Here is a 21690-nt window from a genome sequence, read left to right as displayed (position 1 = left end):
GCTTGCCTTATTTGGTGCTGACGAGGTCAGTGCCGTGCCATTTGACCGACAGTTTGGCCAATGTGCCGTCGCTCCGCATCTCTTCGATAATGTCATGCAGGCGGGCATTCAGCTCAGCGTCCCCCTTGTCGGTGGCTAGGGCGAGTGGTTCAAAGAAGACGGGCTCTCCCAGCTGTTTGATCGGAAGGCCAACGGAGACCGCCTCAGCAATAACGGGCACCGATTGCAACACTGCATGAAGTCGCGCGCCATCGCCAAGGGCGAGGTCATCAAACTCGTTCACATCGCTATAGGCCCGGATCTCGCCGGGGGTGACATCATAGGTAAAGGCAGGCATCCCCACCACGTCGAGCTTCAGATCGTGCTCCAGATACCGGTTGTAGGTTGAGGCAGAGACCACACCCACGGTTTTTCCGTCCAGATCCCCCGGTTTTTCGGCAGGCGATGTCTTATGCACCGCAAAAGCAGCGGGGCTAAAGTAATAGATTGCTGGAAAGTCCAGGATCTCGGCGCGGGCCTTAGTGGGCGTCATCGAGCCAACAACCATGTCCCAGCGGCCTGCCCAGTGTCCTGCGGTCATGACCTCCCAGCCAGGGGTTACGAATTTGACGTCGACGCCTAAGCGTGCGGCAACTTCCTTGGAGACCGCGATATCAAAGCCGTCGAGTTCATTATTGTCATTCATGAAGGAATTGGGCCGGTAATCCGAGTTGGTGCCGACGGTCAGCACGCCTTCGCTCAGAATGCGATCCAGCGCTTCTCCGGCCTGAGCGGCCAATCCACTGAGGCTCACTGAAAGTGCCGTAGCAAAGCCTGTGATCACCGCTCTTCTTGAAATTGTCATGTCTATCCTCCCGTTTCGACTAAAACAAAACTAGGCTGATCATTCGCCTTGCAGGTGGTTTTTTACAAATCAGTAAAGTTGAAAGTCCCATAGAAAACCTCTATGAATTCAGCATGAGCGCCCCACGAAGATTCATCCCAACACTGCAGGAGGCACGGTCTCTCGATGCGGTATCACGGCTGAATTCAGTTTCTGCCGCCGCGCGTGAACTCAATTTGTCTCAGCCAACTGTATCCTATCATATCAGCAAGTTAGAGGAGAGGTGGAACGCAAAATTATTTCGAGCGAAAGGGCGAAATCTGGAGCCAACAGAGTTTCTGCGTGCTATCATCCCAGAGATCCGCGCCGTGACACATCAGTTGGAACATATTGGTCATTTGGTGGGGAGCCAGTATCATCAAAAGGTTCTTTCAATAGGGATTGCCCCATCTTTGGCCTCTATCGTATTGCAGCCAAGACTAGACGGTTTTCTGAGGCGTTCCCCAGAAATCAATGTCAGAATCTGTGCTGCAAACCGTTTTGTGAATCTGGAGGAAGAGCGGATCGACGTCGCGCTGCGCTTGCTTCCGCGCCTGCATTCGCAAGAGGCAGAGGTAAATGGCAATGCCTTGCTCCCGGTGCCCCAAGAACACATGAGGGTGGTGTGCGCCCCTGATTACTTGGCCGCTTTGACAGGGGAGTTGCAGCCAAATGGCAAGCCTGATGTCGGACTTCTCAGCCAGGCGCAATTGATCCACGAAGATGAAACCGTACATTGGGCCAACTACTTTGCGGCCTTTCTTGCGGGCCATCCCTTTGAAACCCGGCCGCGCTTGACCTTTAACAATGCAGATATGATCCTTCAGGCGGCGATCTCGGGGCAAGGTTTTGCCCTGCTGCGTGACGTTTATGTGATGGACGCGCTTGGAAAGGGTTGTTTGGTTGAACCCTATGCATCTCGCTTACCCTGCGAGCGCGTCTTTCAGTTCGTTGCTCCTGAAGCCATCGGTTTCACTCAACCCGCCTCCAGCTTCGTTGCCTGGTTTGGGGCTGAACTAAAAGCCCTGCTAAACCAAGCTTGAAACCGATGTCTGCATACCTGCGACGGCACATCAAGAGGCCTGTCTAGAGGGCTGCAAAGGTAAGGTTAGCAAAGCCTGTTTTCTGCGCATTGCCGATCTTTGTGCGCGGCGCAGCATTTGGATTACGGTCTGCTAGGTCTTGAATGGCCGCTTTTGCCTGCCTGACATAGAACCTTCGCAGACGCAGACGCAGACGCAGACGCAGACGCAGACGCAGCCAATGTCCGGTTTCCGCCCTTCTTGTCGGATGCTGCACAGGCCACCAAAGTCGCAGAAGGGCTGGAACCGGCCAGTAGACGGGTTTGTCACCAATGGCGATAATGCGCAGTTTGTGACCTTTGCAAAGTCTGGCTGCGGCTCGACCTTATAGGACGTGAGCAGCCAGGCCGGTCATTCACGGGACATCACGTCGCCGCAGTACAGCTTCTCCAGAACGACCAATCAATCTGAAAATTGGTCTCGTCCACGATACGAGCTAATGTGTAGTGTGCAGCCTAGAATGATCAGTTGCGTGGGCAAACTCAATCTGGAGATAGCACATTGGCTTCGAATTCATCGAATTTTTCTGCCTCCAGTGGCAAAGGTTACGAGTTGCAAATGGGGCGTTTTAGCCGCTTGCTAGCACCAAAATTTCTGGATCTCATAAAGTTTGAGGATAGCTGCAATATTCTCGACGCCGGATGCGGTACAGGCGCACTGACATCAGAGATGTTGGGCCGCACCGAAACTGCAGATATTACCGGTGTCGACATCTCTAAAGCTTATGTTGAATTTGCTTCACGACAAATTTCAGACCCACGCGTTTCGTTCGAAGTTGCTGACCTGAATGCTCTTCCAATGCCGGATGAAACATTCGATCATGTTGTATCCCAACTCGTCCTAAATTTCGTTCCAACCGCAAGCGTGGCGATTTCCGAGATCTCGCGTACTTTGAAGGTGGGTGGCCGTCTTTCGGTAGCCATTTGGGATGTAAGAGGAGGCCTCGTGTTCAATCGCTTCTTTCTGGACACAGCTTCAATGCTGGACCCTGAGGCCAACGAGCTCCGAAAAAAGAACTTCACACGACCGCTAACGCGACCCGGACATCTGGAAAGTGCTTTGAAGTCAGCGGGCTTTGCCCATGTTCAGATCAGTGAGACCCACATCCGGACTGAATTTGCATCCTTCGAAGACTATTGGAGACCGTTCGACGGGAAGGATGGCCCAATTCCATCCTACCTTTCGAAGAGACCCGCCGAACTGAAAAAACAGATAAAGGATGCCGTACGAGATGCCTATCTAGATGGCGAAGCTGACGGACATCGTTCTTATGTTGCAACAGCATGGGTAGCAACGGGGCGACGGCAATAATGAACTTCATAGCCTGCTTTGGGCTCGGGGGTCGCCTCGCGGCGGCGCAAAAAAGAGCCGGTTTCGAGGTCACCTGAAAGCCGGCTGCCGACATGGTGCCTTGAATGGCTCGCATCTGCAACGAAAGTCTGGAATCCGCCCTTCCAGCTTCAGCCGTCCCCCATGCTGCGCCCGGCACGAATGTCGTAGAAGGGCTGGAACCGGGAGTTCGCTGCAGTCAGCTCCAACGGCGGCATTGCGCAGGAAGCGGACTTTGCAAAGTCGGGTTGATCAGGGTCCCTGACCCGATGACAACAACCCGTTGCGGATATTGATGGCGTACCTGGCTCTGGAACAAATCTCCCGCAAAACGGTCGTTCTTAAATTAGAAATTTTTACCGTCGTGGATAGCTGTTAGTCGTAACGAGTTTCCAACCATGCATATCGTTGCATGACAAGTTTTCTCTGCCGGATCTGAGGGGAAATGGAACGATAACGCCTAAAGGACCGCTCCAATTTGCCAAGGAACAAATTCAACCCCGCCAAATCCGAGATCTTCACTTTTTGAGTGCTGACCGCTGGCGATCGCTATCAGCGCCTCGAAGATTTCTTCACCCTTTTCAGCAAGAGATGCGCCTTCCGCGATGTCACCGCAGTTGATGTCCATGTCCTCACCCAAACGTGTGAACATGTCAGTATTGGAGGCAATTTTGAGGCTGGGTGCTGGTTTGTATCCCGAAACCGAGCCACGCCCAGTTGTAAAGGCAATCAAAGTGGCCCCGGACGCAACCTGCCCAGTGACGGAACAGGGATCGTAGCCTGGACTATCCATAAACACGAAGCCTTTGCTGGTCAGTGGCGCGCCATATTCGAACACCCCAGACAGAGGCGCTTGCCCGCTCTTGGCCACTGCGCCTAACGATTTCTCGAGGATCGTGGTCAGACCACCACGTTTATTACCAGGGCTTGGGTTGTTATCCATTTTTGACCCATGGCGCGCGCAGTAAGCTTCCCACCAGGCGAGTTTGTCCACCAGGTCTTGCCCCACTTCTGCTGATACAGCGCGGCGGGTCAATAGGTGTTCAGCTCCGTAGATCTCTGATGTTTCAGACAGGATTGAGGTGCCACCTTGCTGAACCAGAAGATCAGACGCGACGCCGAGTGCCGGATTGGCGGTGAAGCCGGAATAGCCATCTGACCCACCACATTGCATCCCCAGTACTAGTTCAGATACCGGTGCAGGGGCTCGTTTGGCTTGGTTAGCATAACTCGCAAGCGAGGTGAGGTGTTCGAGGCCCGCCTCTATGGTGCGCCGAGTTCCACCCATTTGCTGGATCGTCATGTAACGTAGCGCACCGTCCTGGGTAATCTTGCGATCACCTACCAATTCGGCCAGTTGCAGCACTTCGCAGCCTAGTCCTACCAATAGGATTCCGCCGAAATTCGGATGGCGCGCATACCCAGCAAGTGTCCGCAGCAGGAGGTCATAACCTTCTCCTTGATTGGACATGCCGCAGCCACTGCTATGCACGATGGGCACAACGCCATCTACATTGGGGAATTCATCCAGAAGGCCGGACTTTTCCGCCGCTTCAGCAATGAAGCGGGCGACAGATCCGGAACAGTTCACTGATGTCAGGACGCCAATGTAATTGCGTGTTCCAACACGCCCGTCCTCGCGGTGATAACCCTCAAACGTGCGCAGTTGTTTGGGATCTGGCAGGGGGTGGGCTGCGGAACCAAAGGCGTAATCCGCCACATGATCGCTCATGCTCATATTGTGACTGTGTACGTGAGAACCTGCCACTATGTTGCAATCTGCTTTACCGATGATTTGGCCGTAGCGGACCACGTGATCCCCTTTGGCAATATCTGTCATGGCAACTTTGTGTGACCTTGGGATCGGCTCGATTGCAACGTCATCGCCTGCCGCAAGGGTTTGCAGAGTGATGGCAACGTTATCCACATCGTTCAGAAGGAGTGTTTTCGATGACATAGAGCTATTCCTGCAGCTGAACGATGACTTTGATCAGGTCCGCGCGTTCCTCAGCTAGACCGTTAAACTGGACGGCCAATTCATCCAGTGTGAGTACCGTGGAACACAGGGCATCTGCATCAATCAAGTTGTCACGAAAGGCTGACATGACCCAATCAAAGTCGGACTTTAATGCGTTGCGACTACCGATCAGGCGCATCTCGCGCTTGTGAAATTCTGGGTCGCTGAAGGTGATGTTGTCCTTGACTACGCTGACCAGAACGTATGATCCACCGTGGGCCACGGCCGGAAAACCTGCTTCGATTGCGCCGGCATGTCCGGTGGCATCAAACAAGACGTCGTAACCTTCATCACCCGTCGCTTTGATTGCGGCTTCGATTCCTGTGTGTCCCATGTCGAAACCAAACTTATCTGACGCCATAGCCAAGCGTTCAGGGCTGAGATCCAGCAACGTGACGGTTGCACCCTTTAGGCGCGCAAACAAAGCCGTGCCGATACCAATGGGGCCGACGCCGGTTACCAGCACATTATCACCCTCGGATACGCCGGAACGTTGCACCGCGTGCGCACCGATGGCCAGAAACTCTACCATTGCAGCTTGGATCGCTGACAAACCGTCCGCGGCATAGAGGTTGCCCGCAGGTACGGCCAGCTGGGGGATTAACCCGCCATCGCGGTGCACGCCCAAAACCTCAATATTGTAGCAGCAGTTGGGTTTTCCGCGTTTGCAGGCCCGGCACTCACCACATGTCAAATAGGGGTTCACCAAGACTAAATCACCAGCCGACCAACCTTCTCCATCACGTGCGACATGGCCGCTTAATTCGTGACCGATGACCCGTGGATAGTTGAGAAACGGATGTTTCCCTTCGAGAATATGATAGTCGGTCCCGCACAGACCCACGGTGCAGATATCAACCAACACCCAGCCTTCTGGAACTTCACTCACGACGGGGCGAGGTTCTATTGCAAAGATTCCCGGTTCGACGACTGTACCTGCTCGCATTGTATTGGTGCTCATTTGGACTCACCTCGTGGTACCCAGCCATCTGGCAATGTCCCCTTAATGATGAGGCTCAGAATATCGTCTTTGTTCACGTCTTCGATCCGGAAGGTTCCAACATTGCGGCCCTTGTTCATCACCATCACTCGGTCACACAGGTCAAACACATCATGCATATCGTGGCTGATCAGGAAGATGCCGATGCCTTCGTCTTTCAGGCGTAGCGTCAGATCGGCCACCATCGCCGTTTCCGAGGGCCCGAGCGCCGCCGTCGGCTCGTCCATAATTAGAACTTTGGCTTGAAAGTAGATCGCGCGGGCAATGGCGATGACCTGCCTTTGGCCACCAGACAGCTTGGCCACTGGGTCCTTGAGGTTCTTGAAATTCGGGTTCAACTGGCGAAGTGCGTCTTGCGCCTCGGCATGCATGCGTGCTTCGTCGAGGTTTCCGAAACGGGTCTTTAACTCGCGTCCAAGAAACAGGTTCTGCGCCGCATCCAGATGGTTGGCCAAGGCCAAGGTTTGATAGATTGTTTCAATGCCGTGTTTTTTGGCGTCGTGCGGAGATTTAAGATCAGCCTCTTGGCCGTTCACGTAGATCTCGCCGCCATTGGGTATCATTGCTCCGGACAGGATCTGCATGAGACAGGATTTTCCAGCCCCGTTGTGGCCCAATACACCGACGACCTCACCCGGATAAAGATCAACTGAGACACCTTCAACGGCATGAACACCGCCAAAATGTTTGTAGATCTCTGACATTTGCACCAGAGGGGTCTCTTGAGCGTTTGCGTCCAACATTATTCGTCCTATCGGAATCTAGAATTGGGTCAGCGAAGCCTGTTCGCTGACCCAGGCACAATCAGTACAAAACGTTTTGTGCGACTGGTGTGTCGATGTTGTCTTTTGTGACCATTACAACACCGGTGTCGATGAAGTTGGTGATCTCGTTGCCAGCCAGAAGATCTGCGATGGCATTCACACCCAGTTCTCCCATCTGGAACGAGCCCTGTACGGCAGTCGAAAGGAGGGTTCCGCTTTTGACCATGTCTTGCAGGTCCGCGTTGCCATCAAAACCGATGGCGGTCAGTTGACCCGCTTTGCCTGCTTGCTCAATTGCGCGGCCCATGCCGATTGCTGTTGGTTCATTGGCACCGAAGATACCAACCAGCTTGTTTGCAGCCAGAATATCAGTGGTTTGGTTCAGTGCGGTTGCCATTTGCGACTGCGAGTAGAACGGGCCAACGATCTCGATATCCGAGCTTTCGCCGATATGTTTTACAAAGCAGCCTACACGGCCGATTTCTGAACCAACGCCAGCGACATATGACATCACGGCCACTTTGCCTGAGGTGCCGACAGAGTCGATCATCATCTGAGCAGCCTGCTCACCCGCTGCACAATTGTCTGTGGACAGGAAGGTCTGGTAATACTTTTCGTTGCCTTCGGCCAGACCGCTATCAATGATTGCAACAGGGATGCCGCTTTCATATGCGCGCTTTACCACAGGGGCGAGTGCCTCTGGATCAGATGGTGCCAGGACGATGCCGGAAACGCCGCGGTTGATCGCATTTTCGACCAGGGCGACCTGATCTGCGATGGCGGATTCAGCAGCTGGACCGTTGAATGTCATCGTGTGATCGCTGTGGCTTTCAATGGCGGCAGTCGCGCCTTTGTTGACGTTTTGCCAGAAGCTGGAGTTCGTCGTTTTTACGATCACGGCGATCTCGCCGGCCGATGCGACTGTAGCTGCAGTGGCTAGGATGCCTGTGGCTAGCGCCGTTGTCAGTAGTTTCTTCATGGTTTCCTCCCGTTAAAAACTAGTTCTTGGTGATTGAGTTTGGTTAGTTCCGGTTGCGGATTTGGTCGATGTAGACCGCGCCGATCACGACAATCCCGATGATGATTTGTTGAATGAAGGCAGAAGTGCCTGCCATGTTCAGGCCATTTCGCAGCACACCGATGATAAATGCGCCGATCATGCTGCCTGAGATGCTGCCAACGCCCCCCATCAGCGAAGCGCCACCAATGACCGAGGCCGCAATGGCATCAAGTTCGTACATCACACCTTCGTTGGGCTGCACTGTGACAAGGCGTGACATCAGGACCATTCCGGCCAGTCCTGCCAGAGCGCCTGACGCTGTGTAGGCCCAGATTTTTGTTCGGTCGACTTTTACACCGGATAGGCGCGCGGCTTCTTCATTTGAACCGACTGAAAAGATGTGGCGACCAATCTGACGGCGCTGCAACAAGAACCCGCCAATCAGTGCCATTACGACCAACAGGACTGCGGGATAAGGAATGCCTGGGAATATCACCTTGGGAAAACCATTGGCCTGCATTTCGACAATGCGGAAAAACGAGCCATTGCCCAGTTGTCCAAAGGCCTCGCCAAGGCGGCTGATAGGGGCTGCGCCCGTCAATTGCAGTGCTACTCCACGCGCAATCATCATCATGCCCAGTGTTGCTACAAACGGAGTAATGCGCAGTTTTGTTATAACGAGACCATTGATGAACCCGCAAAATGCACCGGCTAGAATTCCGAAAGCCATAGCTGGCATGACTGGGACGCCAGCCTTGATCGCCAGCCCGGCAACCACACCGGACAAGGCAAGGACAGAGCCGACGCTTAGGTCAATGCCGCCGGTGATAATCACCAATGTCATACCAATGGCCAGTAGCCCGATAACGGAAGTTTGCAGAAGAACAGTCAAACCGTTATTCACTGAGAGAAAGGCCGGACTGGTAAAGGAGAACGCCAGTATCAGCAGCAGCAGTGTCAGTAGAGCTGACAGTTTGTGCAGGCTTGATCCGGTCGGCAAGAACCGCAATTTAGTGTTGCCATTAGTGTTGGACATGGTTGTTCTTGCTCCCCGAAAAGACATGGTCTGTCTTTAATAATAATAAACATATTGGCGGGAAGTTGACCCGTCAAATGTTTTTAATTTTTTTGAACATTTCAAAAAAACAGGTATAACGGGCCAATCGAGAGAGGAATGATACGACCTATGGCAAGGACCAATACCCGCTTCGTTGAGGCATACAATGAACTCTTAAACCTTTGTGATCAATTGGAAGTTGGGGCGTATTTGCCGTCTGAAAATGCTTTGTCCGCCCAGTTGGGCGTTAGCAGAACCGTGATCCGAAGCGCCCTGACACGGCTGGATGACTGCTCCATTATTGCGCTCGATGGCCGCGAAAAAATCCTAAGGCGTCATTCGAATGTGGAAGATCGGTTGGAGGGCCCGCCTGTTTTGTTGGGCATCGAGGAACTGGAGAGCCGATTCCTTGACTGGGTTTTGCGCATGGATGTTCCGCCCGGCACCGTGCTGAATGTCGCGCAGCTCTCTAAAGATTTTTCTGTGGCGACCCATACCTTGCAGGAATTTTTCTCGTCACTCAGTCGTTTTGGTATTGTCGTGCGCAGGCCGCGCGGAGGTTGGGTGCTGCTAGGATTCACCAAAAACTACGCGGTGGAATTGTCAGATTTTCGAACCGTCTTGGAATCGAATTCCGTACGTCATCTTGCTGCCCTTCCATTGGATCACGAAATTTGGGCCCGTCTAGATAGTCTGGAACAGGAGCATCTGGATCTGTTGCTGCGCATTGACAAAGATTTCCATGATTTCTCACCGCTCGATGAAAAATTCCACGCCGTCATCAACAGTGTGGTCGTAAACCGTTTCGTCAAAGAGTTTCAAAAAATCATTTCTCTCGTGTTCCACTACCACTTTCAGTGGAACAAAACCCACGAGCGCGAACGAAACGAAGATGCCATTCGTGAGCATCTTGCGCTGATCGAGGCGCTGCGCAGTCGAGATGCAGATAAGGCTGAGGCGGCCGCGCGTCGCCATCTTGCCACCTCTAAGCAAACACTATTGTCCTCGTTAGAGACCAATAGCCACGCGACCTAAGTGGTGACAAAAGTCATTGCTGCGTCTGACAATTGCTTGTTGGCGGCATCAAGATTGCGTTGCAGCGAACTGACTTTGCCGGTTCCCAGCAAGACAGAGCAGGCCGCGGGATGATGCAGCGCAAATTGCAATGATGCCTCTGCCAAGGTTAGGTCAGCTGCTTTTGCGCTGTCCTGCAAAGCTGTCACCTTGTCTAATATTTCTTGTGAAGCTGGCGCATAGTCAAACCAAGCCCCCGGTTTTGGCCCGGTTGCCAGAATGCCTGAATTGAAGATCCCGCCGAGCACCAGACTGGTGCCTTGCTGGGCACATAAGTCCAGCAACTCGGCTTCGGCCTCGCGGTCTAACAGGGTCAGGCGTCCAGCAAGCAGAATGACGTCTAATGGAGTTTGTTTCATCACGTCGATGCAGACCTTGCTTTCGTTCACGCCAAGCCCGATCGCCCCTATACGTCCGGCTTGCTTTAGGTCTTGCAGTGCAGACATGCCTGATCCCATCAGGTCTTCCATATGGCGAGCGCCGCTGGCTGCGCCGTGGGTGTAGTCGCCGATGTCATGCACAAACACAATCTCAACGCGGGAGGTTCCCAGCCGTTCGCAACTGCTCTCAAAGCTTTCTAGAATGCCGTCTGCTGAATAGTCGTAGCGAACCGCATTTGGCAAAGGTTGGACAAATCCGTCGGCTTCGGCCAATTGAGGGCCAGGTGACAAGACCCGTCCCACCTTGGTGGACAACACATAGTCGTCACGTGGGATATCCTTGAAAAAGTCGCCCATCCGTTGTTCGGACAAACCGCGCCCATAGTGGGGGGCCGTGTCAAAATAGCGGATTCCGGCGGACCAGGCGTGTTGCAGGACATCGGTCACGTCGCTGTCACGAACGACATGGCCAAGATTGCCAAGGCTGGCACCGCCCAACGATAGAGACGTTATTGAGATATCGGTTTTGCCGACGCGGTTTGTCTTAAGGGGCATCACACTGTTTCCTTATTATAGGCCACAATCTCGGTTAGAATTGGCTTGATAGAGTGGTCGCCTTGGGCCTTGGCCCAGTCCAACATCGCAGCGATCCGGCGCGTAACCTTCTGGCTGTGGTTTTGCGAAATATCCGCAATCCGGTGATCCAGAAATGGATTTGAAAACCGCTCTATTGTTGTGTCAACGTAAGGATCGAATTGATCCTCAAGCCCTGCCGCAACAAAGGCGGGCCTAACCTCGTTGTTCAGCACGTCTTTCAGGCTAGTCAGTTCGGTTGTATCCTGAACCAAATTTCGAACGAAAATGTCCTGTGAACCGCGAGCTCTCAACCATCGATCAGCCAGAAACGTGTGACCAAGGTTGAGGATGAATAGCTTTAGCGCTTCGATTTCGCCCAATGACGGAACAACTTGTACCGAGGGATGATCACAGGGTAACGTTATTCCCGGCTGATCCTCTATCGCCCAAAGCGCATAGGGTTCAGCCACAGCACCTGCAGGTTCGATTGGTTGCGACACAATCCGATCCACCAGTGAGTTCACCCAGACAACGTCACGGTCAAGATAGTTGAGGAACTCAACAGGATCTTGTTCGGCCAACTGCATCACCCGATGTTTCAGAACCGTTCCATTGTCTGCAATTAGCTCCATCGGCATGATCTGGATTGGCGCAGCCCCCGCCGCAAAACGCAGGCGCAATAGTTGGGTCAGCTTGGCTGGATAGGACATGGCCTGGTCAAATTGCAAAGCTGAGTCTCTGGCATTGGGGGCAAACCCAGCGTCCCCTGTGTTTGACAGAACAATCTGCGCTTCGTTCACAAAAATACGTACGATCTTCACCCAGTCGCGCTCAGTCGACAGCGCGCGTGCGACGCTTTGAACGGCGATTGTTTCTTGCTGCCGCTGCCCATCTTTCAGGCCTTCGATCCGCACGGGATATGACCCTATCAAGGCACCCAGACGCTTAGCTCGCGCTGGATTGCCAGAGCTTTGGACCACGGTAATCGGCCCAACATCCTGGCCGGCCTCCATTGCTTGAGACAGGAATAAATCGGCATGGGCTTGCAAAAACCGGCTGGTACCAAACTGGAGGATAGGGGTGGTTCGCACGAATTTTCCTTTCACAGGCGTTGACCGAGATCAGCACTTTACCTGAAATGTTTTTAATTATACAAAACAATTCGAGTCAAGTAGGCATGATGGGAACTTGAGATGGTCGAGCCTGTAAAAATCGATGCACACCAGCATTTCTGGCAAATTTCGCGTGGTGACTATGATTGGATGACAGACGATGTCGCGGACATCCGTCATGACATCCTGCCGCCAGACCTATCGTCACTGATTGATTATCACGGTATTACAGGAACGGTTGTGGTTCAGGCCGCAGCGACCGTGGCTGAAACAGAGTTTTTGCTTGGACTGGCGGACCAAACCAATTTCATCAAAGGTGTTGTGGGTTGGGTCGATCTTGAGGAAGCCGATGCGCCGGAGACTTTGGATCGTTTATTGCAGTCCACTGCCTTCAAGGGCGTGCGACCGATGCTGCAAGACATCGAAGACACCAATTGGATTTCCCGGCCCAAGGTTAAGGCCAATCTTGCAGCGCTGGCGGAACGAGGACTGCGGTTGGATGCTCTTGTTGTGCCACGCCACTTAAAAGTCTTGGCTCAGGTGGCTAAGGAACTGCCGGAACTTTCTATCGTCATCGACCATTGCGCCAAACCTGTGATTGCGGGTGGGGCAGAAGCTGGGGACGCCTGGTATGATGGCATGGCTTGTTTGGCCGAACTGCCTAACCTTACGTGCAAAATCTCGGGCCTCGCCAATGAAGCCGGGCCAGGGTGGGGCACAGAGCATTTACAGCCCGTTGTTGATCATGTCCTGCGCCATTTCGGCGCCGACAGAGTCATGTGGGGCAGCGATTGGCCGGTCTTGAACCTAGTCGGTGATTACGATCGATGGCGCGCAGTCTCAACACAGTTGTTACAAGGGTTTTCCGACCAAGATCGTGCAGCAATCTATGGTGGCACTGCTGTTAAGTTTTATGGATTGGAATTTGACGTATGACTTTTCACATTGTCTGTATCGGCGAACCATTGGCCGAAATCTCGCGCCAGAAACCCGAACTAAGTGTCGGGCTTGGTGGGGATACTCTCAATACGGCAATCTACTGCGCGCGCGGAGTTCAGGGGCAGGATGTAGCAGTTCACTATGTCACTGCGATTGGTCAAGATGTGCTTTCCAATAGCATGGTCGAATTGATGCAAAGCGAGGGCATTGGTACAAACTATGTCACCCGCGATCCACATCGACAGATTGGGATCTATGCCATCCAGAACGATGATCAGGGCGAGCGTAGTTTTCATTATTGGCGCGATGCATCTGCCGCACGTGAGATGTTCAGGACCGAGACTTCGCCGCACCTGGAAGCGATTAAGGAGGCGGATCTAGCTTATCTATCGGGCATCACACTGGCGATCCTGACGCAAGACGCGCGGGACCGGCTATGGGACGCTCTGGCAGAGCGACGCAAGTCGGGACTCCTGGTGGCGTTTGACTCCAACTATCGGCCCAAACTGTGGGAAACACCTGAGATCGCCCGTCGTGAGATCGCCCGGTTCTGGGAAATTTCAGATATCGCTCTTCCGTCACAAGAAGATGAGGTCGATTTATTCGGAGACAGGGACAATGCGGCAATTGTTGATCGCATCTTAGCCTCTGGGGAAAAAAGCGGTGCCCTAAAATGCGGAGCAGATGGACCTGTACCTTTGCCTCTATCGGCGACGACCCAAGTTTTTGCAGCCGTCGAATCCGTTGTAGATACAACAGGTGCAGGTGACAGTTTCAATGGCGCGTATCTGGCTGCGATTGTTTGCAAAAAGACGCACAATACGGCCCTGGTATCAGCACATGATCTGGCCTGTCGTGTAGTTGGTCATCAGGGCGCGATCTTGCCAAAGACACAGCCTGTGACCCCGCAACGCATGGGCAGTGTGATCCAACTCAAACCCGAGCACCTTGATGAATACAAACGCCTTCATGCGGATGTCTGGCCGGGTGTTTTACAGCGGCTGCGTTCGTCTAACTTCAGCAACTATTCGATTTACCTGAAACATCCAGAATGCCTGATGTTCGGGTATTTTGAATACACGGGCAGTGACTTTGCGGCTGATAACGCTGCCATCGCCGCCGATCCAATCACCAAAGACTGGTGGGCGGTCTGTGGCCCAATGCAAGAGCCGTTCGAGACACGCGCCGATGGCGAGTGGTGGGCAGAGATGGAAGAGGTTTTCCATCTGGACTAGCGCGGTGCCGCTCTGTCTGTGCGGCTGGTAGAACTCTCAGTATAGAAATGGAATGAAGATGGCTCAATTCGAAGGACGACTTTTAGGCAAGACCGCACTGATCACGGCTGCCGGGCAAGGCATAGGCCGCGCCACAGCCGAGCTGTTTGCACAGCACGGGGCAACGGTAATCGCTACGGATGTGAACGATGCGTCTCTGGCGGAATTGGAGGCCGTGGATGGCGTGTCCGCCGTGAAGCTGGATGTCACTGACGCTCAGGCAGTCAAGGACGTGCTCGGCCAAGCTGGCCCGCTGGACGTCTTATTCAACTGCGCTGGCGTTGTGGCCAATGGCACGATCCTAGAGTGCTCCAAGGCGGACTGGGATTTCAGTTTTAACCTGAACGTGACGGCCATGTTCCAAATGATCCAGACCGCACTGCCTGCAATGTTGGAGAATGGTGGCGGGTCGATCATCAATATGTCCTCCGTCGCGTCGTCGATCAAAGGCGTGCCAAACAGATTTGCTTACTGCGCCTCTAAGGCAGCGGTTATTGGACTGACCAAATCTGTGGCTGCCGACTACATCAAACAGGGAATTCGGTGCAATGCGATCTGTCCCGGAACGGTTGATAGCCCCTCGATGCATGGACGGTTGCGCGCAACTGGAGACTACGAAAGTGCCCTTGCGGCATTTATCGACCGGCAGCCTATGGGCCGCATTGGCAAAGCCGAAGAAATCGCATCATTGGCCTTGTATCTGGCAAGTGATGAAAGTGCGTTCACGACTGGTCAGGCACATGCAATCGACGGCGGTTGGTCGGTTTAACGAAAAGGAAATTGGGAAGAGATGAAACTACTTCGTTTTGGAGACCGTGGTGCCGAACGCCCCGGCATGGTGGATGCGGATGGTATCATTCGTGATCTGTCGTCAGTGATTGGTGATGTAGCTGGCCATGTGCTGGGCGACGAACAGCTCGCAAAGCTGCGGGCGGTTGACGTGTCAACGCTACCCATTGTTCCCACTGAAACGCGGATTGGTGCTTGTGTAGGGCAAGTCGGAAAATTCATCTGCATCGGTCTGAACTATTCTGACCACGCCGCCGAAGCTGGGATGGCGCTTCCTGATGAACCCGTGGTATTTTTTAAAGCAACCTCGGCCATCACCGGCCCAAATGACGATGTCGAAATTCCACGCGGGTCGATCAAAACTGACTGGGAAGTCGAATTGGGCGTGGTCATCGGCAAGGCGGCAAAATACGTCAGCAAAGAGGACGCGTTGAACCATGTCGCGGGTTATTGTGTCGTGAATGATCTGTCTGAACGTGACTTTCAATTGCACCGATCGGGCCAGTGGGTGAAGGGTAAGTCCTGCGATACTTTTGGGCCAATCGGTCCTTGGCTGGTGACACGCGACGAAGTGGAAGACCCACAGAACCTGGACATGCATCTTGAAGTAAACGGACGTCGCTATCAGGATGGCTCTACCTCGACTATGCATTTCGATGTGGCGATGGTCATATCACATCTGTCCCAATTCATGAGCCTTCAACCGGGCGACGTCATTTCCACAGGTACTCCTCCGGGGGTAGGTATGGGGCAAAAGCCTGAAACTTACCTGAGAGCGGGTGATCGCATGACGTTGGGTATTTCTGGCCTCGGAGAACAATCCCAGAATGTCAGGTCCAGCGAATAATGAGGACACAGGTGCCCCTATTTAGGTAACTCAAGCAGTATCGGATCTCCAATATGGGATTGCTATGGCAAGAGGCTGAGTGAAACCTACGAAGGTATGCTTTTTCCCAAAACCTATTTTTCAGGTGCGAGGACGAAAGTGATGGCTTCCACCCAAACTTGGATGATCTGCTGCATTAATCAGACATAAAAATGAATGTCGCGTTAGGGCTGGAAGCGGACCTTAGCTGCGGTCAGCTCCAACGGCGGCATTGCACAAAAAAGTCACCTTTGCAAAGTCGAGGGTCCTACGTCACGAGAGTGCATAAGCGGCCCATTTCCGACCTTCGTTGACGACACCGCGAATGGCTGGTCAAAGCTTAATGCTATCGTCGCAGAAACTCGTCAGGGAAGGCGGAGAAGAGATATTCATCACAGGTACATGCGGCCAGTTAGCGGGCGGCAAAGCGGCCGTTTGTTCGTTGGTAAAATTGCATATGATGTTGGCGGGCATTCACAGAAATACAGGTGTTCAGCCTTAGTAACCAATCCCTTTTCGCGTGACTGGTGCTGGCAGGCAACCCGGTAAACCTGCAGGCAAAACAACTTGAGCACCTGCACTATAAAGGCGCGCCGCAACGCGGGGGCTGTCTGCAGCAAGGGTGATGCTAATCGGTCCAACTGCAAGGATCGACATATCCGGGTCGAGCTGATCCACAAATTCCGCAGAAGGCAACAGCACGATGTATGCAGGAGCCGCATCAGTCATCAGGCTGACTGCCAAGAGTATACAGAACCAACCTAAACCCAAAAGCGGCACAGCCAACAGGATCTGTCTAATAGTCATGGATATGTTCTAGTCGCAGGCCAGCCTCATCTAGTCCCCGCAATGTTTTTGCCAACTCGCCAACCTTCACCGAAATCAGGTGGCGATAATCACCATATCCCTGCCGGGCAAAGCTGTAGAGCGCTGGAATATGGGACGGATCAGGAGAAAGCGCGGTGAACAGGATATCATCATTTCCGGCAATTTCGACGAACTCAATACCCTCATCCGCCATTCTGACAAGGATAGCCGTGAGAGCCCGATACCGCGGTGTTTCGATGACAACGCCATCTGGCAGCACCTTGATGAGCTTTACGCTTTCATAAGATGCGAGTTTGTCGGGATCAGTGCCAGTCAACACCATCCGCAGAGTCAGTTCGTCGCCGCCAGTTTGTGCAACAGCGGACGCAATCACATTCGCGTAAGCCGCCTTTATCTGATACTCGAGGCCAAGTGCTAGTTTACGCTCCCTGTCACGAAAAGTCCTGACATCAACTCCAGACAATGCCTCAGCATCTTCCCGAAAATCCCATTTGTACCACGGCACCTGTTGCAGAAAGAGAGCATAGGCAGCTGCTTGCTCAGCTGAAAGTTCATCCGTGGCTGCCCGCTCTGCACCTCGCATCCATGCTGTCACTCGACCAATCGTCTCTTCGTATGCCGCCTTCATCGCCAGCTCGAGCGTGAAGCTTGATCCGATTACATAGACCATCTGCTTGGTTGCACTGTCGATCCCGCCATGTGCGGCAGACTTTTCCGTAAGCGCGCAGAGCGAAGACCAGTAGCCGACGATACCGCTCAAATATCCATACTCATGCGGGTCACCATTCTGGATTACTCTTCCGTAATCGTCATATGCGTGGACGATGTGCCACTCTGGGTAGGTCATAAAGGTTCGGGATTCCGTCCGGTGGTATTCAATCGGGATCAAGGAAGCATAGTCTTCCCCAATCGCCTCTCCCTGGCAGCTTGTTTCCACGTAGACAATTGGAGCGACCAGAACCATCGTAAGCAAGATCAAGGCCAGCAGGCCCCGCTTTGTCCAACGCCAAAGGGCCTTCACGCCCGTCGCTCGATGAAGAGTCCCGAAACAAGCGCAAATCCACCAAGTGCCAGATGTGGTAGGTTCGCAAGACTGCGTCCAAGCGACAGTTCCATGCCCAGAGAGGCGTTCGTGAAGATACCCATATCCAGAAAACCATAACCTGTGAAGAAACCAAAGATGCCGTCACTCAGGTATGCTGCACCAAAAAGGACAAGGAAGATCCTCGAAGCATTGCGTGACATCAGACCCGCGATTAGCGCCCAGAGAGCCGAAGCCACATGCAAAGCATCGTCGTATAAATCCAAAGCAAAGATACCAAAGGCCAGTCCACTTTCATCGGTCAAACCGGGAATGTAGTTGATCGAGGCAGCGATCATCAGAGCTATAAAATAGCCAATCGAGATTTTCTGAAGTTGGCTCATAGCGTTCTCAAATATGTGTCCCAAAAATTATTCCGCAGGATGAGGTCAGGGTCAATACGGCGTTTGGCTTCCACGAAAGCAGACACCTGCGGATATGAAGCCACCAACTGGTCAATCCGTGCGTGTGGGCGGTACGGCAGGTAGAAAGCGCCGCCAATTGCCACGATCCTATCGATCAATATCTCAGTCATCCGTGCCATGTCTGCTTCGGCGCGCTCGGTTAACTCTTGGCTGAAGGACATGACAGCGGCAATGCGCGGTTTAGGTGCGTAAGTCAGGGTGCTTTCCGCATCAACCGCCACATAGCGCAAAGTGACATTCAAGAACTCCTGGTAAGAGGCCGGGATGACCTCTCGGCAAACCGTCAGAAACTCGTTGAACCTATCGAAATCAACAAAATACTCATGGAGTATGTCAGTCCGGTCTGGATCCCGGTCATCAAGCGTTTTGACCGGCTCGTTCATCAGGCCGTTACGTGTAACATCCCCTCCACCGACGCGCGGTCCGATGACTGTCTCGTTCCACCAGCGGAAATCCTTCATCGGCTCATTACCGAGCTGGGCCCGGTAGATACGGCTTGCCAATATTGACATCCAACCTGATCCGCTCACTGGCGGAAGGTTTTCCTGATCTGGCGTTTTCCGGTAAGTAACGAGTAATGCCTCCTCAAAAAATGCCGCCCGTTCCACATTGAGGCGCCCATAGGCCATTGTGACTTCCGGATCCTTTAGGGCGGCCTGGTAGGCCTTGCTAAACTCGTCTGCTGGCATGACTTCATAGAGAGGATAGAGCCGGGTATTGGTCTCCATCTCTACGTCCAGATCCACGATCGCGCCAATCAGGCCGTAGCCGCCCATAGCATGTCTAAAAAGGTCGGAGTTCTCTGTCCGTGAACAGGTAACAAGTTCACCGGATGGCAGGATCATATTGAGAGAACGCACCGTCGACCCCATTGGGCCATAGGGTACTGGCCACCCATGCGCATTCACGCTGTAGGTTGCAGCAACTCCAAAGTCGTTGTTCGATTGCATGACCTTGGGAGAAAAGCCAATCGGATCCAGGGCGGAAATCACCTGGGACCAGCGCGCACCAGCATGAACACGGTAAACGCCTGTGTCCGTATCGGGATCAATCATACCATTTTCGAAAGTCATTGCGTTGCCATTCCTTGGAATGGCTTGCCCCCCCATCGAATGACGCGCCGCGCCGATGTTGAACGGCCGCCCATCTGCCTTTGCCTCACGCATCTCTTTGCGCACGACCTGAATCAGGGCTTTGCCTGGGTCCTCTCTAATCATGATGTGCTTGTGAACTCGTGTTGCAGAAAGTCCGCTGGCATCGTTGAGGATACCACTTCCCGATGAAGGCATAATGCGTTTCGCACCATCAAGCACAGGTTGCTTCACACTGAACTGGTTGGCCGCAACCCATCCTGCTGCGCCACCAGACCCAAGCAAGAAAGCTCGGCGGGCAATCTTTTTCATCTGGCCTCCATTCAACAGCCGAACTTCAAATAACGGCTGCTTGAGTTTCCCTGTAGGTCACAGGAATCTATTTTACACACCAATTGGCCATTTTCATTGAAGCAACAAGTCATGAAATCCTCCACTAATGTCGTCACGTTGGACATTTGCCCAAACTTGGTGGCTTTCTCCACTTTGGTTCTGGGCTATCTTGCTGATCACGGCACTCCCCACGAACGGCAGTAAAGCGAAGTCTGCACTGTAGAATTTTTGACATGGGACTAAAGGCAAAAAAGAGCCGATCGCTCTAGGTGGCCCAACAACTTTGGATAACAGCTATGTCCGCTTAGCGGGCATTCGTGCGACGCTCAGCGAAGGTCGGGAACGCTCTTCGTGTCAGATGCTTCACCGTGCACCAAAGTCTTAATAGGGCTGGAACCGGCTAATAGACGCAACCACCGCCAACGGCAGCTCTGCGCAGTTATTTACCTTTGCCAAGTCGGGCCCCAGGACGTGCCGACATGTCGCGAGCGGCCCTTTGCCGACATTCGTGACCATTGCGTTGAATGGCCGGTTCGAACGTCCCAGAACATTAGGGTCACTGCAAAGAATGACGGCTTTCAGCAATCAGTTTAGGAAGAAAACAAAGTCATAGTAGTTTTACCAGGGGATTGTGGTTCTGCATCTCTCAGCGAGCTCGAGGATCAGCGTTTTTGTGACGATTACGACTATTATTGGCATAATGGTAATAGCATGTGGTCGATGTACGCACCGCGGAACAATACTCAAGGCTTTTCACGGAATAATCGCAGGAACCTGTTGATAGTTCGGAAATTCACCTCTTCGCTTTTTTTTTGAACGGGTTGTTTCCGAAACAGTGATAACTGACGCCATTCCGTCCCGTCCAAATGCTTCTGTAGAACTCGGTAGGGCGCTCGCGGATCTCCGGAACGCATCGCCGTGACAAGTTTTCGGCGAACAGATGATGGAATCGTTTTTTCGAGCTGGGCGGCGGTAGCGATTTCCCGGCGATCAACCTGCTCTTCCTTGCAAATGCCGTTTTTATCCCAGATGTACCATCTTTGCATAGTAGGAGCGATCTTTTCGGTCCAACGGAAACCGCCTTCTACTTGTTCACTGTAGCCACATTTTACCAATAGCTTGAGAGCTTTTAACAGGCTGCTTGGCACGGTAACAACGCTGCGATATCCCGACAAACCACCGCCATAAGTGATGTAGTTTTCGATAAAGGCCGATAGCAAAGTGTCGAAGGCTTTTCGGGAAACAACATCCGCGCCCGACATGTGCTGAGCAACACGTTCGACCGGTACAACTATTTGGTGCCGTGTGTAGTGTTGAGCTTGCCGATAAACACCAACAAGATTGAGCGCAAGACATCCGCATTCGTAGTTCGACTGGCCAATGTTGTAAATCTCGCCATCGACCCGATCCAGTTCGATATCCATTTTCTTGGCGACCAATTCAGCAAGTTCGTTTGCTAGCAGCCGTTCTGGGAGATTTAATGGGTGTTCAGCCATATGACTTCGAAACCTTTTTCGTAGAATTGAGCAAAGCCGTCTTTATGGCGCATCACAGTAAAGGAGAAGGTGCGAGAGGCGACCGGAATACTCATGGGTGCATACTCACACCATGAGCCAAGTGGCATCGCTATCGCAACGGTTAAAAATCTGTTTTATTAAAGTGTCTTGTAGCCAGACTTTGGCACATCAAAACTGAAAGGCTGATTTTCCCGCGTAGCAGCCGTTCGGGCAGAACGCAGCGAATGTCGGCAATCCGCCCAAACTGACCGATGCTGCAAATTGTTCAAACGTCTGCTATGAGGTTTGGGCGTAA

20 protein-coding genes are annotated in these 21690 nt (G+C 53.0%); 7 read left to right on the top strand and 13 right to left on the bottom strand.

What is annotated here, in order from left to right:
- Positions 1–7: 7 nt before the first annotated feature.
- Complete coding sequence (locus GO984_RS15070; RefSeq protein ID WP_157023448.1) at positions 8–844, bottom strand: transporter substrate-binding domain-containing protein; 837 nt, start codon at positions 842–844, stop codon at positions 8–10.
- 113 nt (positions 845–957) lie between these two features.
- On the opposite strand from GO984_RS15070, the gene GO984_RS15065 reads away from it, so the two are divergent.
- Both GO984_RS15065 and GO984_RS15060 read left to right on the top strand, forming a co-directional pair.
- Complete coding sequence (locus GO984_RS15065) at positions 958–1905, top strand: LysR substrate-binding domain-containing protein (RefSeq protein ID WP_157023447.1); 948 nt, start codon at positions 958–960, stop codon at positions 1903–1905.
- Between the two features lie 540 nt (positions 1906–2445).
- Positions 2446–3255 (top strand): class I SAM-dependent methyltransferase, encoded by an 810-nt coding sequence (locus GO984_RS15060; RefSeq protein WP_157023446.1) that lies wholly within the window; start codon positions 2446–2448, stop codon positions 3253–3255.
- A 478-nt stretch (positions 3256–3733) separates the two neighbouring features.
- On the opposite strand, the gene GO984_RS15055 is transcribed toward GO984_RS15060, so the two are convergent.
- The 5 genes from GO984_RS15055 to GO984_RS15035 all read right to left on the bottom strand — a co-directional run bounded on the left by GO984_RS15055 (position 3734) and on the right by GO984_RS15035 (position 9090).
- Entirely contained in the window at positions 3734–5230 is a 1497-nt protein-coding gene (locus GO984_RS15055; RefSeq protein ID WP_157023445.1) for a UxaA family hydrolase, read from the bottom strand.
- Between the two features lie 4 nt (positions 5231–5234).
- Positions 5235–6251, bottom strand: a complete 1017-nt coding sequence (locus GO984_RS15050; RefSeq protein ID WP_157023444.1) for a zinc-binding alcohol dehydrogenase family protein — start codon at positions 6249–6251, stop codon at positions 5235–5237.
- Positions 6248–7033 (bottom strand): ATP-binding cassette domain-containing protein, encoded by a 786-nt coding sequence (locus tag GO984_RS15045; RefSeq protein ID WP_157023443.1) that lies wholly within the window; start codon positions 7031–7033, stop codon positions 6248–6250. Before GO984_RS15045 ends, GO984_RS15050 begins: the two co-directional genes overlap by 4 nt.
- Before the next feature lie 61 nt (positions 7034–7094).
- Positions 7095–8033 carry an ABC transporter substrate-binding protein gene (locus GO984_RS15040; RefSeq protein ID WP_157023442.1) on the bottom strand — a complete coding sequence of 313 codons (939 nt, stop codon included), beginning with the start codon at positions 8031–8033 and terminating at the stop codon, positions 7095–7097.
- 43 nt (positions 8034–8076) lie between these two features.
- Positions 8077–9090, bottom strand: a complete 1014-nt coding sequence (locus GO984_RS15035; RefSeq protein ID WP_138163339.1) for an ABC transporter permease — start codon at positions 9088–9090, stop codon at positions 8077–8079.
- Between the two features lie 150 nt (positions 9091–9240).
- Between GO984_RS15035 and GO984_RS15030 the strand changes: the two genes are divergently transcribed.
- A complete protein-coding gene (locus tag GO984_RS15030; RefSeq protein WP_157023441.1) occupies positions 9241–10146 on the top strand; it encodes a GntR family transcriptional regulator in 906 nt (301 codons plus the stop codon).
- Here the strand turns inward: GO984_RS15030 and GO984_RS15025 are convergent.
- Together GO984_RS15025 and GO984_RS23935 are read right to left on the bottom strand one after the other, a co-directional pair.
- Positions 10143–11120, bottom strand: coding sequence for an aldo/keto reductase (locus GO984_RS15025; protein WP_157023440.1), 978 nt, complete (start codon positions 11118–11120; stop codon positions 10143–10145). The two genes, GO984_RS15030 and GO984_RS15025, sit on opposite strands and share 4 nt — an antisense overlap.
- Complete coding sequence (locus GO984_RS23935) at positions 11120–12232, bottom strand: mannitol dehydrogenase family protein (RefSeq protein WP_167740361.1); 1113 nt, start codon at positions 12230–12232, stop codon at positions 11120–11122. Before GO984_RS23935 ends, GO984_RS15025 begins: the two co-directional genes overlap by 1 nt.
- A 102-nt stretch (positions 12233–12334) precedes the next feature.
- Here GO984_RS23935 and GO984_RS15015 point away from each other — a divergent pair, with 102 nt between their 5' ends.
- From GO984_RS15015 to GO984_RS15000, 4 genes are read left to right on the top strand one after another with little or no spacing between them, the layout of a single operon-like run.
- Entirely contained in the window at positions 12335–13189 is an 855-nt protein-coding gene (locus GO984_RS15015; RefSeq protein WP_157023439.1) for an amidohydrolase family protein, read from the top strand.
- Positions 13186–14427, top strand: coding sequence for a PfkB family carbohydrate kinase (locus tag GO984_RS15010; protein ID WP_157023438.1), 1242 nt, complete (start codon positions 13186–13188; stop codon positions 14425–14427). The genes GO984_RS15015 and GO984_RS15010 overlap by 4 nt, the downstream gene beginning before the upstream one ends.
- A 58-nt stretch (positions 14428–14485) precedes the next feature.
- Positions 14486–15235, top strand: a complete 750-nt coding sequence (locus GO984_RS15005) for an SDR family oxidoreductase (protein ID WP_157023437.1) — start codon at positions 14486–14488, stop codon at positions 15233–15235.
- 21 nt (positions 15236–15256) lie between these two features.
- A complete protein-coding gene (locus tag GO984_RS15000; RefSeq protein WP_157023436.1) occupies positions 15257–16102 on the top strand; it encodes a fumarylacetoacetate hydrolase family protein in 846 nt (281 codons plus the stop codon).
- Between the two features lie 516 nt (positions 16103–16618).
- Here GO984_RS15000 and GO984_RS14995 read toward each other — a convergent pair.
- The 5 genes from GO984_RS14995 to GO984_RS14975 form a co-directional block, all read right to left on the bottom strand.
- Complete coding sequence (locus GO984_RS14995; protein WP_157023435.1) at positions 16619–16927, bottom strand: hypothetical protein; 309 nt, start codon at positions 16925–16927, stop codon at positions 16619–16621.
- Entirely contained in the window at positions 16917–17795 is an 879-nt protein-coding gene (locus tag GO984_RS14990; protein WP_245231133.1) for a hypothetical protein, read from the bottom strand. Before GO984_RS14990 ends, GO984_RS14995 begins: the two co-directional genes overlap by 11 nt.
- A gap of 170 nt (positions 17796–17965) precedes the next feature.
- On the bottom strand, positions 17966–18373 hold the full coding sequence (locus tag GO984_RS14985; RefSeq protein ID WP_157023434.1) for a hypothetical protein: 408 nt from the start codon (positions 18371–18373) through the stop codon (positions 17966–17968).
- Positions 18370–19857 carry an FAD-binding oxidoreductase gene (locus GO984_RS14980; RefSeq protein ID WP_157023433.1) on the bottom strand — a complete coding sequence of 496 codons (1488 nt, stop codon included), beginning with the start codon at positions 19855–19857 and terminating at the stop codon, positions 18370–18372. The genes GO984_RS14985 and GO984_RS14980 overlap by 4 nt, the downstream gene beginning before the upstream one ends.
- 764 nt (positions 19858–20621) lie before the next feature.
- Positions 20622–21374 carry a hypothetical protein gene (locus GO984_RS14975; protein WP_157023432.1) on the bottom strand — a complete coding sequence of 251 codons (753 nt, stop codon included), beginning with the start codon at positions 21372–21374 and terminating at the stop codon, positions 20622–20624.
- Positions 21375–21690 lie beyond the last annotated feature (316 nt).

Source organism: Parasedimentitalea huanghaiensis, assembly GCF_009753675.1.
Lineage (GTDB): Bacteria > Pseudomonadota > Alphaproteobacteria > Rhodobacterales > Rhodobacteraceae > Parasedimentitalea > Parasedimentitalea huanghaiensis.
This window is presented reverse-complemented; position numbering and strand designations above follow the sequence as displayed.